This window comes from uncultured Succinatimonas sp., from assembly GCF_905203285.1.
Taxonomy (GTDB): domain Bacteria; phylum Pseudomonadota; class Gammaproteobacteria; order Enterobacterales; family Succinivibrionaceae; genus Succinatimonas.
The window spans coordinates 1-14,770 of the sequence record NZ_CAJKVK010000050.1; the positions used below are offsets into that span (position 1 = coordinate 1).

At 39.2% G+C, this 14,770-nt stretch carries 11 protein-coding genes; 10 read left to right on the forward strand and 1 reads right to left on the reverse strand.

Translation table 11 applies throughout. The features are described from left to right. Positions 1–138 precede the first annotated feature (138 nt). From QZ019_RS06290 to recD, 10 genes are all read left to right on the forward strand, one after another. Positions 139–882 (forward strand): basic amino acid ABC transporter substrate-binding protein, encoded by a 744-nt coding sequence (locus QZ019_RS06290; protein ID WP_295483318.1) that lies wholly within the window; start codon positions 139–141, stop codon positions 880–882. 203 nt (positions 883–1,085) lie between these two features. Beyond that, the gene (gene glpX, locus QZ019_RS06295; protein WP_295483321.1) at positions 1,086–2,072 is read left to right on the forward strand and encodes a class II fructose-bisphosphatase; all 987 of its coding nucleotides are present in this window, start codon (positions 1,086–1,088) and stop codon (positions 2,070–2,072) included. A 239-nt stretch (positions 2,073–2,311) separates the two neighbouring features. After that, positions 2,312–2,650: a P-II family nitrogen regulator gene (locus QZ019_RS06300; RefSeq protein ID WP_009143703.1), complete on the forward strand. Its 339-nt coding sequence runs from the start codon at positions 2,312–2,314 to the stop codon at positions 2,648–2,650. A gap of 10 nt (positions 2,651–2,660) precedes the next feature. Beyond that, positions 2,661–3,248 (forward strand): hypothetical protein, encoded by a 588-nt coding sequence (locus QZ019_RS06305; RefSeq protein WP_294568166.1) that lies wholly within the window; start codon positions 2,661–2,663, stop codon positions 3,246–3,248. A gap of 16 nt (positions 3,249–3,264) precedes the next feature. Further along, positions 3,265–3,783 (forward strand): S-ribosylhomocysteine lyase, encoded by a 519-nt coding sequence (gene luxS / locus QZ019_RS06310; protein ID WP_294568168.1) that lies wholly within the window; start codon positions 3,265–3,267, stop codon positions 3,781–3,783. Next, complete coding sequence (gene gmhB / locus QZ019_RS06315; RefSeq protein ID WP_295483324.1) at positions 3,780–4,319, forward strand: D-glycero-beta-D-manno-heptose 1,7-bisphosphate 7-phosphatase; 540 nt, start codon at positions 3,780–3,782, stop codon at positions 4,317–4,319. The genes luxS and gmhB overlap by 4 nt, the downstream gene beginning before the upstream one ends. Positions 4,320–4,544: 225 nt before the next feature. Beyond that, positions 4,545–4,772, forward strand: a complete 228-nt coding sequence (locus QZ019_RS06320; protein ID WP_040909377.1) for an LPP leucine zipper domain-containing protein — start codon at positions 4,545–4,547, stop codon at positions 4,770–4,772. A gap of 121 nt (positions 4,773–4,893) precedes the next feature. Then, positions 4,894–8,421: an exodeoxyribonuclease V subunit gamma gene (recC, locus tag QZ019_RS06325; RefSeq protein WP_295483327.1), complete on the forward strand. Its 3,528-nt coding sequence runs from the start codon at positions 4,894–4,896 to the stop codon at positions 8,419–8,421. A 14-nt stretch (positions 8,422–8,435) separates the two neighbouring features. After that, on the forward strand, positions 8,436–12,350 hold the full coding sequence (gene recB, locus QZ019_RS06330; protein WP_295483329.1) for an exodeoxyribonuclease V subunit beta: 3,915 nt from the start codon (positions 8,436–8,438) through the stop codon (positions 12,348–12,350). An 11-nt stretch (positions 12,351–12,361) separates the two neighbouring features. Then, the gene (gene recD / locus QZ019_RS06335; RefSeq protein WP_295483331.1) at positions 12,362–14,530 is read left to right on the forward strand and encodes an exodeoxyribonuclease V subunit alpha; all 2,169 of its coding nucleotides are present in this window, start codon (positions 12,362–12,364) and stop codon (positions 14,528–14,530) included. A 43-nt stretch (positions 14,531–14,573) separates the two neighbouring features. On the opposite strand, the gene QZ019_RS06340 is transcribed toward recD, so the two are convergent. Next, positions 14,574–14,770 (reverse strand): hypothetical protein (locus QZ019_RS06340; protein ID WP_295483333.1); only part of this gene is annotated, 197 nt, incomplete at its 5' end.

Here is a 14,770-nt window from a genome sequence, read left to right on the forward strand (position 1 = left end):
CGTGAAGGCGGCCGTACCGTTGGTGCCGGTGTTGTTGACAACGTCATCGAATAATTTATAAATAGTTAAGTTATTTATAAGAGGGGACGGCGGCACTAGATGCCAATGTCCCCTTAATGTTTTTTGGGGATCCTAAAAATGAAGAAAGTTTTTGCCGTTTGTGCATTAGCTTTAAGCGCATTTTGCGTAAGCGCTCATGCCGATACTTTAAAGGTCGGTTCTCATCCTACGTTTGCTCCTTTTGAATTCGTTGACAGCGAAGGTAAAGCCATCGGTTTTGATATTGATTTAATCAATGCTATCGCAAAAGCCAACGGCGACACCGTAGAAATCGTTTCCATGCCGTTTGACGGACTTATTCCCGCTTTGGTTACCAATCAGATTGATGCCATTATTTCCGGCATGACTATTACCGACGTTCGCAAAGAACGTGTTGAATTCACCAACGGTTACTACAAGTCAATTCAGTCGGTTTTGATCCGTAAGGCCGATGCCGACAAATTTAAGAAAGTAGCAGATCTTAAAGGCCAAAAAATCTGCACCCAGATCGGTACTACCGGTGATAAGTTTGCCCGTACTTTGTCTGAAGACGTCATTGCCATGAATAATGAGCCGGATGCTCTTATGGAATTGCGCAACGGTGGCTGCTCAGCTTTAATTAATGATCGTCCGACCAATCTTTACTATCTGCTGCAGGCAAAAGCCTCCGAAATCGGCGAGCTTAAGGATGATTCTTTATATTCAAATCCTGAGTTTTACGGCATTGCCGTCAACAAGAGCAATAAAGCTTTAGCAGAACGTTTGAATTCGGGGCTTGAGAAAATTGCCGCTTCCGGCGAATTAAAGGCCATTCATGAAAAATGGTTCGGCGTTGCTGATTAGTAAAAAATTTTTGAAATGTAAAAGGAGCTCTATGAGCTCTTTTTTTTTGCGCACAAATTTGATGAATAACAGTAGATTATCCTTGTATGCTCCGCGTTTTTTAATGATTTTTTTTGATCTGTCCCAAAAGATGAATGCGTGCTTAATTACAAAAATTGTCCGAAGTCCTAAACTAGAACCTATAGTTTTGGGGGAGTATAAAGATGCAACAGCATTTAGCAGATAAAAATATCGCATTGGATTTAGTTAGAGTTACTGAGGCTGCAGCTTTAGCTGCCGGACGTTTTTTCGGTCGTGGTGATAAAGAAGCTGCAGATGAGGCAGCCGTAGAAGCTATGAGAATAGCTTTTCAAGGTTTACATATTCGCGGAAACGTAGTTATCGGAGAGGGTGAAAAAGATCATGCTCCGATGCTGTATAACGGCGAAAAAGTCGGTTTCGGTGACGGTCCTGAAATGGATGTCGCCGTAGATCCTGTTGACGGTACTAATGCCGTGGCATTTGGCTATAACAACTCTCTTGCCGTTGTGGGCTTAGCTCAAAAAGGCTGTATGTTTAACCCGGGACCGAGCTATTACTGCAAGAAACTTGCCGTAGGTAAAGATGCCGCCAACGTAATTGATATTGATGCTCCGATTAAAGATAACTTAATTAAAGTCGCAAAAGCCAAGGGTAAGCCTGTAAGCGAATTAAAGGTTTTCGTATTATTAAAACCGCGTCATGAGAAATTGATTCGCGATATCCGCTTGGCCGGAGCTCGTGTTATAACTCATCGCGACGGCGATATCGCCGGTGCCATTTTGGCAGCGGATCCTCGTTCTTCAGTGGATATGCTTGTTGGAACGGGCGGAACTCCGGAAGCTGTTTTGTCATGCTGTGCCATTAAAGGTTCAGGAGCTCAGCTGTTAACTCGTCTTGATCCGCAGTCTGAAGAGGAGCGTAAAGCCATTATTGAGTCCGGAATCGATCTTGACGCTATTCGCGGCGTAGGTGATATCATTACCACTGATCAATGCTTCTTCGCTGCAACCGGAATTACCGAAGGCGAATTGTTAAACGGTGTTCGTTATCAGGGAGATTTCGGTGTAACTCAGTCTCTCACCGTTCGCGGACGTACCGGTACAATTCGCTACATCCAGGCATGGCATGACCGCAAAAAGCTTGCCAAGATGAGTTCGATTGATTACTAGTAAGCAGTAAAAAAGATGAAAGCAGGGAAGATGAGAAAAAATCTTCCTTGTTTTTTTGGTGCATACTATTTTGTTTTTGTTAAACTTTTGCACTATTAAAGTACTGTAACCCAAAATAAAGCAGATGCTTTTATTTGGGTTGCTATAATATACGACAAAAGAAACGGTTGATTTTTTTAGAAAACCGCGATAATCGCAGATTTAAAGGACACTAATAGAGGGCGCTGGGCGCAGAAAGTATGAAAAAGATAGTAGCAATCATTAAACCATTTAAGTTAGACGATGTACGTGAAGCCTTAAGCGCTAACGGTATTTCCGGAATGACGGTCTCGGAAGTAAAAGGTTTTGGTCGTCAGAAAGGTCATACCGAGCTGTATCGCGGCGCTGAGTATGTTGTCGACTTTTTGCCCAAAGCAAAACTTGAGCTTGTGGTTAAAGACGAAGATGTCGATGTATGCATTGAAGCGATTATCAAAGGAGCTCATACCGGTAAAATCGGTGACGGCAAGATTTTCGTTTCCGATATTGAACGCGTAGTTCGTATCCGTACCGGCGAAGAAGGCGAAGACGCCATTTAAAAGAAAAAATATGTTAAGACATTTCATAGCCGTATCTGTCGCAGCCGCGTTTTTGGCAATAGCCTCAAGCGGCTGTTCTGTTTCCCCTCCGTCAAATCCCAATAATCTTTGTTCCATTTTTCAGGAAAAAGACAGCTGGTATTCTGCCGCTCACAAAGTTCATGACAAGTACGGAATTCCGATCCATGTGGCAATGGCTATAATGCATCAGGAGTCAGGATTTGTTGAAGATGCCAAGCCGCCGATGCGCTGGTTTTTATTTATTCCGTACGGACGCGGCAGCTCGGCTTACGGTTACGCACAGGCTCAAGATCCTGTTTGGGAAGATTATCTTGATGACGCCGGATCTTTTTTCTCCGATCGTGATGATTTTGCCGATGCCCTTGATTTCATCGCTTGGTATATGACAAAGACAAAAGCCGTAAATGGCATTTCCTTGTCTGACGCTTATAACCAATATCTTAATTATCATGAGGGCTGGTCCGGATTTAAAAACGGATCTTATCGCTCTAAAGATTGGTTATTGAAAACTGCTCGCGGCGTACAGCAGCGAGCTGATTCTTATAAACAGCAGCTATTGCACTGCGATCTTTATTGATAAATCAGGAATAAAAATGCCTTTAGTAGATAGTTTTCAGGTTGATCATACGATAATGCCGGCTCCTTCAGTGCGTAAAGCAAAGGAACTTACCACTCCAAAAGGCGATACGATAGAAGTATTTGATTTGCGTTTTGTAAAACCGAATCATGAGATGTTGCCAAGCGCCGGTTTGCATACTTTAGAGCACTTTTTTGCAGGGTTTATGCGTGAGCATTTAAACGGACCTGCGGTTGAAATAATAGATATTTCACCTATGGGATGCAGAACCGGATTTTATATGTCTTTAATCGGATCTCCGGATTTACAGGCGGTAGCTGACGCATTTAAAGCCTCCATGGAAGATATTGCAAAAATCGACAGCGATGCGGAAATTCCCGGGGCTAATATTTATCAATGCGGTTCCTGTCAAATGCATTCTTTGCATGAAGCAAAGGAAATAGCCAACGAAGTTTTAAAACATGAAATCGTTGTCGTTGATTCCAAAGATATTGCTTTAAATGCAGAAGAACTTGAGAAAATCGCTAAGTTATGAGAAAAGCCGTGTTTTTTGATCGTGACGGAGTAATTAACGTCGATCATGGTTATGTCGGTAAAATAAGTGATTTTGAATTTTTAGACGGCGTCTTTACGACGCTGTCTGCGTTTAGGCGTTTAGGTTATTTACTTATTCTTACTACCAATCAGTCAGGGATTGCCCGCGGTTTTTATACTGAGGAAGATTTCTTGAAGTTAAGCGACTATATGCAAAGTGAGCTGCAAAAGCATGATGCCGCCTTTGACGGTATTTATTATTGTCCGCATCACCCTAATGCTCAGGTTTTGCAATATAAAAAAGAATGCTCTTGCCGCAAACCAAAGCCCGGAATGTTTTTAGAGGCTATTGCAAAATTTGATATTGATGTGAATCAATCTGCGATGGTAGGAGATCATGCCGGTGATTTAATCGCGGCAAAAACTGCCGGAATTTCCCGTTTGTTTTTAGTCGGAAATCATATTCAAACGGAAAAAATTAAGGTTCCGGAGTGCATTTGCTGCACTTCTTTAAGCGAATGCTTAAATTATTTTTAATTTTTTGCACCAATTGCGAACGAAAAAGCGAGCGTTGAGAAAAGTTATCAAAGAGTTAAATGCGTTGTGCCATAAGACTTTTAGGTAATTAAACCTAAAGTTATATGCATTTTTATCTTGCAGTAATTATTATTTTTAGTAAAAATTTAATTTTTGTATTAGAATACGCAAAGCAACAGACAACATGTTGTTAATTTAAATGTGATACAGTTTTTGGAGAAAATCATGACTAAGTATCAGGCAATTTTAGGCGCTGCAGTATTAAGCGCTACCGTTTTAGCAGGTTGCTCTTCAAGCGATGCTTTGAATGCTAAGCTTGATGCTATTGCTGCCGATGTTGACGCTTTGAAGGCTCAGCAGTCCAAGCTTGCTAATGATGTTGCTTTTGTTAAGTCTGACGCTGCCCGTGCTAACGAGCGTCTTGACAACTTAGCTCGTCGCTACAAGAAATAATTTCTTATAGAGATTAGTTAATAAGGCCCGCATTTACGCGGGCTTTTTTGTATCTGTAAAAAAGCTCATGGCATAAACATTTTTCCTAAGCTACAATTTTTTAAAAGCAGTAGGAAAAATTATGAGTAATCCGCACTTTAATGTAATTAATTCAAACAGTCTTGAAACTCTGGCAAAAATCTGCGCGCAGCTGATGGAGCGTTACCCTCTTGCCGATCCTCTTTTAAATGAGGAAATAGTGGTAATGAATATGGGCATGCGCTCTTTTTTAACGCAGGAAATCGCCAAGCAAAATCAAATTGCCGCGCAATGCAATTTTCAGCAAATTTGGCAGCTTATTTGGAATATTCACAATAAAGTAAACGGCAGTGACGATAAATTAAACCGTTTTGACAGATCTTATATTGCATGGAATATTGCCGGAATGCGTGATATCTGGTCAAATCCTGAAATTAAGGGATTTGAAAAGATGCAGGAGTATGTCAAAGATGACACTGACGGATCGCGCTGTTATGAGCTGGCGGCAAAAATAGCCGATACTTTTGACCAGTATCAGATGTATCGGCCTGATTGGATTGCCGCGTTTAATACCTTTACTTATGAAGATTTTTTAGCTTTTGATGCTGATAATGACGCGCCCGGCAAGATTAACGATTGGATAAATGAAAATACGCGCAGCAAAAACTCAGAAGGACGCGGCAGGGCTATTCGTGAAGTGCTTATTTCCAATTTGTGGCAGGTAAGATTATGGTGCATGTTAAGAAGTAATTTTCTGCTGCAAAATGAAGAAGGAACTGCGCTTGCGGGGTTAGAAAGGGAAAATGCGCTTTTGGATCGCGCCGAGGTAATGCTGCGGCTTCGTATGGCCTTATTGTCGGATAGAAAGATTGATAGGCTGCCGCAAAGAGTATTTATTTTCGGCGTGTCATCATTGCCTTTGCAGGTTATTGCCTTTTTGGAAGCTCTTTCATATCGCAGCCAGGTTTTTTTGTTTTTATTAAATCCCTGTGCCGAATATTGGGGAGATATCGATTCAAGCTGGAAGTTTAATTTTAAAGAATATAAAAAAAGGATTTTAGCGGTTACCGACAAACAGTATCCTTTGGGAGAAAATCAGCGTTCTGCAGGGATCGGAAAAAATTTTAGTGAAAACTCGTATAACAATGACGGCGATTTAATTGAAGGTAATCCTTTGCTGTTGTCTTTTGGTAAGCAGGCGCGGGATAATTTAGCTTTGCTTTTATCTAAAGAACCGGTTCCGCTTTTTATTAATGCATTTGTTGAAAATGACGAATCTTCGCTTTTAGGTGCCGTTCAGCGTCAGCTTTTATCTTTAAGCGTTCCGGAAGAACCTGTAGTAATAAAAGATAACGATACCTCATTTTCCGTTCATGCCTGTCATACCAAGCGTCGGGAGATAGAAGTTTTGCGCGACGCGATTTTGGCTAAATTTAAAGAGGCAAAGGAAAAGGGCGAAAAACTTCTGCCGCGGGACATCGTGGTCATGGTTCCGACAATTAACGAATATGCCCCTTATATAAGCGCAGTTTTTGGGGAAGTTTCGCCTGATGCCAATGATTATCTGCCTTATGGTATATCAGATAGAACCGTTTCGCAGTCAAGCCTTATCGCCGGCGCGGTTTTGACTTTAATAAATATAAGCTCCGAGCGCATTACCAATGTCCTGTTAACCGATTTATTAAGCGTACCTGCCATCGGTGCAAAATTTAATATTGATGCTGATGACGTAAGTTTAATCGTGAGATGGTTTGCAGATAACGCGGTTTTTTGGGGACTTGACGATTTTGATACGCAAAAAGAATCGGAGATAAAGCTTGAAGGAACCTTTGAAGAAGGTTTAAAGCGTATGGTGTCAGGTGAAATGTTAGGCCCAGATTATGACAGCTACCCGGAAATTGAAGGCGATGATGCAAAGCTTCTGGGTAATTTGGCATATTTTATAAGAGAGCTTAAAAAGTTAAGGGATATTTTTACTCCGACACTAAGTATTGAACCTGGCGAGTGGGGAAGACTTTTAAACGAGTACATAATAAATAAGTTTTTTGTTTTGGATGAAGATGTTTTAAGTGAACTGAATCCTTTATTTGAAACTGTGGATTCGGTAAGTCAAATCGTAAACTCGTTAAAACACAAACCTAAAATTACTTTACAGGTTTTTCTCGTAATGTTGTCACGTGCTCTTGATATGCAGCGTGAATATAATCCTTATTTGCGTGACCGTATTAATTTCTGTTCTTTAGTACCGATGCGAGCCGTACCGTTTAAGCACGTGTTTATCTTAGGCCTTAATGACATGGATTTTCCGCGCGATGAAAGAACGCCGGGATTTAATCTGATGTCGGTAAAAGGTCTTTTTCGCCGCGGTGACAGATCGCGCGGACTTGATGACCGATTTTTGTTTTTAGAAGCACTGATTTCAGCTCGTGAAAGCATATATTTTTCATATATAGGACAAAGTCCTATTGATAGAAAAGAATTAAATCCAAGCGTGGTGCTCACCGAGCTTATGGATTACGTCTGCGACAATTTCACGCTTGAAGGTTTAGACTCTGATAAAAAGATAAGAACTGCTGCGGTAAAAGAAAGGATTTGGTGTCTTGAGCATATGAACTCTTATCATGAGGATAATTTCATTACCCATGATGAAGCCGGAAAAATGCCTAAAATTCCTTCTTTTGACGAAAGTTCGCTGGTTATTCCGTCAGCCGATAAGCGTGAGCGGGTATTTTTAGGCGATAAAAAAGAATATGTAGCGCGAAGTGAGTTTTCCGACAAGGTTTTGCTTTCCGATCTTCTTTCTTTTTTGTCTAATTCAAGTCGTTATTTTCTCCACGATGTTTTGGATATTTCACTTGATGATTATCAAAACGATGATCTAAGTGAAGTTGAGAGCTTTTCCTTAGGTACTCTGGAGCGCGGAAGCTTAATTGAAACTCTCGTATATTCAGATGAAAATGAAGGCAAAGAATTTCTTGAAAATTTAAAGGAAAAAGGTCAGCTGCCGTGCGGCATTTTCGGACAAAAAGAAGAACACCTGCTTTTTGACAGCGCATTGAAGATAAGAAAGGCTTTGAATTCACGCGGATGTGAATTAAGCAAGGATAAAACTTATGTAAACGTAAGCAGTGAGAAATTTACGGTAAAAGTTAACGATAAGTCATATACGCTTATGCTTGAAGGTATCATTGATACGGACAAATACGGTATTTATCCGTTTAATGATTTTTCAAATAACAGCGTAAAGCCGCTTTTAAAGTTTGCGTTAAAGGCAGCTCAAGCTGCGCTTGTAGGAAAAGGACAGCCTGAATATTTTCTGGTAGATAAAAACGCTCAAGTTTTAACCTTTAAGGGGTATACCTACAAAGAGGCTTACGATTTAACCGCAAGATTGCTGCTTTTCTTTATCGCAGGACGAATTCATCCGTATCCTTTAATTATTTCGGCATTAAAACAAAAAGATTTAGCTGATGTCATAGCAAAGGGTAAATTTACCGATATTTCTTTTACGCAAGAAGAGAGCTATGTCTTCGGCTCTTTTGAGCATTTAGTTAAAAATGAAGTTAATAATAAGCTTTTGTTTTTATTTTATGATTTTTATAAAAACAATATTGAAAGCAGGGTTAATTAACATAAGGAAGAAAAATGGCAGCAAATACGAAAGCTCTTTTAATTAAAGATTTTGTCTTAAGTAATTCTTCCTTGATTGAGGCAAGTGCCGGAACCGGTAAGACTTTTACCATTACTTATTTGGTTTTGCGTCTTTTGCTTGGCTCAGGTGATGCAAAAACACGTTTAAGGCAAGGTCCTCTTGATTTGGATCAGATTCTGATTGTGACTTTTACGCGTGCCGCAGCTTCCGATTTAAGAAAAAGAATTCGGGAAAATATTAGACAGGCTCGAGAGGCATTTGATGAATTTGCAAAAGATCCTAAATACAGAGCTAAAGATGAGCCGCTTAACGATTTGCTTATTGAAATGCAGGAAAAAGGTATAAGCCCTAAAGATTGTTCCCAGATTTTAAATAAAGCCGAGCGCGGCATCGACACCGCGGCAATCTGCACTATCCATTCTTTTTGCAATCGGGCTTTAAACCAGATTTATGCTTTTGAAGCAGGTGAAGCTTTTGAAATCGAGCTTACCGATGATGTTTCAAGTCAGATGAATGAAGCTTTGGTTTCATTATGGCGTGAGCTTTTTTATACAAAAGAAGATAGAGGTTTTATTTTAGATGCGTTAAGGAATATTGATCCTATTTCTTTAATATCCGGTTTTTATGCTCTGCAGAAGGTGAAACTTACCGATCCTAAAGACGGCTTTCACGGTTTTGCTCTAAAGGGGCTTAAGTATTTAAAACAAAATCTAAGTCTTCTTGATAATTTTAATTGTTTAAAAGCAGAGCTTAAGCAGACGGAAGAGAAAGAGCGGCAAATTTTAAATGACTTTTTGTCTTCTTACGATAAAGAGTATTTGTTGGCTTGTTACGATGCTAAAAACTCATGTATTAATTCAAGTCTTGATATTAAAAAGGTTCCGGCGCTTTTAAAATCGGCAAAAACTTTACTTGATGATCTTGCTGCCGCCTATGAGGAGCCTGATCGCCGCAGACAGCTTCTTGATGATCTTTCTTGTTATCAATATGATTATTTTGTTAACAGTAGATCTCATAAAAACATTGAAAGCTGTAAGTTTCTTACAGATTTTGAAAGTGCAGTTATAGCATTACGCGATAAAGTTAAAGCAAAGCGAACCTCTCGTACACTGCTTGTCACCGAGCTTAAATTAGTGATCTTGATGCTTGCCGATGAAAAGTTCGGCAAGCTGTGCGCCAAAGATCGGGTGATGTCAAACGACGATGTGTTAAAGCGTCTTGATTATGCTTTAAACTGCAAGGGAGAGCAGAGCAGGCGTCTTGCTTCTTTACTGCGCCATCGTTATCCGGTGGCTATGATTGATGAGTTTCAGGATACCGATCCGACGCAATTTGCCATTTTTAAAAAAATCTATCTGGATAAAGATTTTACGGATAAAGCTTTTTGCTATCTGATAGGCGATCCTAAACAGTCAATTTACGCGTTTCGCGGCTCTGATATTAATTCGTATCTTGCCGCGCGCAATCTTGTTGATAAATTATCAAAAGGCACGGGACTTTATACTTTAAACACAAATTATCGCTCGCATCCTAATCTTGTAGATGGAGTTAACGCTTTATTTTCACAGGAAATTAATGAAAAAAACGAAAGCCCGTTTTTAACCGGTGAAATTAATTTCACCCCCGTAAACCATAATAAGAGTTCGTCATTTTTCTCTTTTGAAGAGAATTTTAGCGAAGATAAAACCCCTGCAGATTATGCCGCTATTTATGTTGATAAGATTTTAAGCGATGCTTCTATTGAAAATAAGGATGATGCACAAACTCTGTATGCAAAAGCTTGTGCTCTTAGGATTAAAGAGTGTCTGCAGCATGGATTTATTTATAAAAAAACGGAACAAGGCATTACCAAACGCCGGATAATTCCTTCCGATATTGCCGTGTTGGTAAGAACGCAGAATGAAAATGCATTTGTGCAAAAGGAACTTGCCGCATTAGGTATCGGATCGGTTTATTTTTCCGATCAATCTTCGGTTTTAGGTTCGGATGAAGGAATTTCACCGGAAGCTTCCGCTCTCATTTTTTTAATGGAAGCAATGTGTGATTTTTCCAATTCTCGCAAAGTAAGAAGGCTTTTAGGCTCCGATCTTTTAAGTTTAAACGGTGATGATTTTTGCAATAAGCTTTTAAATGAAAGTTTTGAAGCTGAGGTAAGACTGTTATTTACCTGCCGTCAAAGATGGCAGAGAGAAGGTTTTTTAAGTGCCTTTTTAACTTGGTTTAAAGATCCGCTGCATGACGGACTTAAAAATACTTTGTCTTTAGAAAACGGTGAGCGCAGTCTTACTAATTATTTTCATTTAGCTGAAATTATGCAGCAGTCTCACGGCAGGATTTCAGGTATAAGAGCACAGCTTAGATGGTTTAAAGATCTTTGCAGTACCGGTCGGGATATGTTAAACGGCGAGGATGTGCAAAAACGTCTTGATAGTGAATACGATCAGGTAAAAATTCTAACAATTCATAAATCAAAAGGTCTGGAGTTCCCTTTGGTTTTTATGCCCTTTTTATGGCTTGGCGGCAAATCTAAAAGCGCTGTTGAGTCAAGTATCGGCGGTGTTTCTTACTATGACAAAAAAGATAAGCGCACCTGTTTTGACTTTATGTGCTCTGATGAAAATGTCAAAGCGCATAATGATGACGCAAAACAGGAAGATCGCCGCTTTCTGTATGTGGCACTTACCAGAGCCTGCTATGCCAACTTCTTATTTGTTGCCGATCTTAATTTAAAAAATGCAAAAGAATTAACCAGTCTTCGTTCTATGTTAAGCGATGACGGAAGTCCTGATTTATTTATTGATAAGATTGAAAACGCTGATGAGCAAAGATTGTTTTGCTTAACTCAAAGGCAAAAGAGTTTTTATGATAATGCTGAAAAATATATAAACACTGACGATAAAAACCATCAAGGCAATTTTACGGTATCGGTTTTGCCTCAGGATGCGATTTGCCGTGATTTTTCTTTTTCTTCTTACAGCGCTCTTGTCGCAGGACTTCATGATAAGGCGCCATCAGTAATTGAAGGCAATAATGAAGATGAAATTGCCGAGATTGAAGAAGAATTTAACCAAAAACAGTTAAACGCTTTCACCTTTCCGCGCGGTGCGGTGCCGGGCGTGTTTTTGCATTCTTTACTTGAAAATTGTGACTTTACTTTATGCTCAGATAACAATTATTTAAAAGATTACGTCTTTAAGTTCGTACATCAAAGTGCCAATCAGGGAACGGTAAAAAACTGGACTTATGATGAGAATGCTGCGGTAAATGCCTTAACTTTATGGCTGTATGAAATAGTGCATGCGTCTCTTTTAAAGAAAGGGAATAAATATTTTTCGTTGTCAATGCTAAACAAAGGCTCATATATTCCTGAAATGGCTTATTTACTGCCGTCCGCTGATATGGATACGCAGCTTTTAAATGATTTATGTAAAGAAAGCGCGCAGGAAATTGCGGCAAAAGATGCATTTATAAATAAGCTGATTTCTGGACTTTACCTTGATAAAAAAGTAGTTAACGGTTTTATTAACGGCTTTTTGGATCTTGTTATGCGTACTGATTTTGACGGTCAGGAAAAATATTATGTCATTGACTATAAGTCAACGCACCTTGGTAATTTTTATCGTGATTATGCGGAAAAGAAAGTTACGCAGTCAGTTTTTGATGAGAGAAACCGTTACGACGTGCAGTACCTTTTGTACACTTTAGCGCTGCATCGCATGTTAAAAAAACGTAAAAGAGATTATTCATACGAAAAGGATATCGGCGGTGTTTTGTATTTATACTTGCGCGGACTTAAAACCTCGGGCTTAATGCTTGAGCCCGAAGTGTCAAGCGGAGTTTTTTTCACTAAACCTTCTTTTAGAATTATTAAGCGGCTTGATGCTATTTTCAGCGGTCAAAAAGAATAGGGTGATGATTTATGTCAGAGTCTATTAAAGATATTGCTATAACTCTTATTGATGCCGCTTACGGCTGTGAGTTTATTTCAAAGACCGCTCTTGCCGAGGTTCAGTATTTAAACAAAGAATATTCCTTTACGACAACATCATGTAATACTTTAGCTTTTTTCCTTATGGTGCTTCATCATAAGATGGACAACGGCGACGTATGCGTAAAACTTGACGAGACATCTATAAAAGATACTGTTTTACAATGGATTTCTTTACTTGACGAAAAAACTTCATTAACTGATGAACAGCGGATTTTTTTAGAGTTTGCAAAAGAATTCACCACAAAAAAATTTAGCGATTTATTAGACATTTTAAAGTCAATTTCAGCTATAGGTGGAGCTGATGATGACACTCCTTTAGTCATAAGTCTTAACCGCTTGTATTTAAGGCGTTATTTTAATTACGAAAGAAAAGTAGCCGCTTTTATTTCCGGTCAGACTAAAAAAGAAATAACCGAAAACATGCTGCAAAAAGCACAGAATGTTCTTAACTTATTGTTTGGCAAGAATAATATAGATGATGGGATAAATTGGCAAAAGGTTGCAGCGGCTCTTCCCGTGTTTTCGCGTTTTTGTGTGATTTCAGGAGGCCCCGGAACCGGTAAAACCACCACGGTTTTACGTATCTTATTGTTATTACGTGCTTTATATGGATTAAAACCTAAAATTATGCTCGCGGCTCCTACGGGAAAAGCCGCCTCACGCATGGCGCAATCCATCGGATCGCAGTTGCAGAATACCGATCTTGATGATAGCTCTTCATTTATTTTTGCCGCCAAGGAATTGGCGCAAAAATGCGGTTTTGATTTTTCTGAACTTTTAGACTCTATTCCGCGTAACGCCTCAACCGTGCACTCACTTTTAAACGTGATTGTGCATAAAGTAATACCGCGTTATAACGAGCAGTATCCGCTTGATTGCGATATCCTCGTGGTGGATGAAGTTTCAATGGTGGATTTATCTCTGTTTTATAAAATTATTGCAGCTTTAAAAGATGGGGCTACATTAATTATGCTCGGCGATAAAGACCAGTTGTGCTCTGTTGAGTCCGGCGCTGTTTTAGGTGATATCTGCGCTAAATTAAGTGATAACGATAAAAATGCCGTAAGTGAAACCACGCTGCAGCTTTTAAGTAAATTAAGCGGTTATAGTGCTGAAAAATTATTAGAAGAAGGATCTCTTTCTGACTATACGGTACTGTTAAAGCACAGTTGGCGTTTTAAGAATGTAAAAGGCATCGGAGATTTTGCCTCCGCGGTAAACTCAGCGCCTAGTCAATACCAGAAAAACGGCAGGCATATTATTCTTGATATTTTGTCTTCATATCAAGATAACGGGATTTCATATTTAAAAACGACATCTCGGGATTTATCCAAAGGTTCGCCTTTTATGCGCAAACTCATAAAGGATATTGTTTCAAGTAGTTCAAGGTGCAGCTACAAAAAATATCTTGATTTTTTAAGCTCTATTGATTTTTGCGTAGAATCTGATGAAACGGCAAATGAAGTATTAAGCTGCATGGATGAATTTAGAATTTTGTGTTCAAATCACAGTTCGATTTTAGGTGATAAGAATTTAAACGCACTTATCGAAAGCGAGATTAAAAAGAACTTTAATGTCGGCAACAAAGAGTTTTTTCCAGGGAAGATCGTTCTTATTACCAAAAATGATGCAGGTCTTAACGTATTTAACGGAGATGTAGGTTTTGTGGCTTATGACGGTATGGAGCAAAACCGTTCGCTTAAAGTTTTCATTCCTTCTGAAAAATACGGGATCTTGAAAGTAAGTCCGATTTTTTTAAAGCACTATGAAAGCGGTTTTGTAATGACGGTACATAAAAGCCAGGGATCTGAATACAAGAATATATTAATTGCAATAAGTCCTAAAGATAATCCGATTTTGACTAAAGAACTCGTTTATACCGCAATAACGCGAGCTAAAGAATGGGTAAGCCTTGTTGTTTTAGAAGAAGTGTTGCTTGCGGCATGTTCGCGAAAAGTACAACGGCAAAGCGGGCTGTCTGAGCGCATAGAACACAAAGAGATGCTTCCGGTTACTAAGAAAAGAGCACAGATAGGTACTAAAATATCTACCTTTAGTAAGGAAAAACCTGCGTCAGAGTACAGTATTTCCTTTTAAATTTAACTTTGAACAATAAAGTTTTTTACGATTTTTGTCTTAGTTAGAGCGGAACGGAAAAAAATAAAAAATTTTTAAATAATTTTAATGTGAGCAAAATCGCATAAAAATCAGGGATTTTCGGAGATAATGAAGATTCCCGCTGTCGTAAAGCAAAAAAAGTTGTTGACAGGAGAAAAAGAATCTCTATAATGTGCAACCACTTGAGCGGCACGCTCTGCTCAAAAAGCTCTTTAAAAA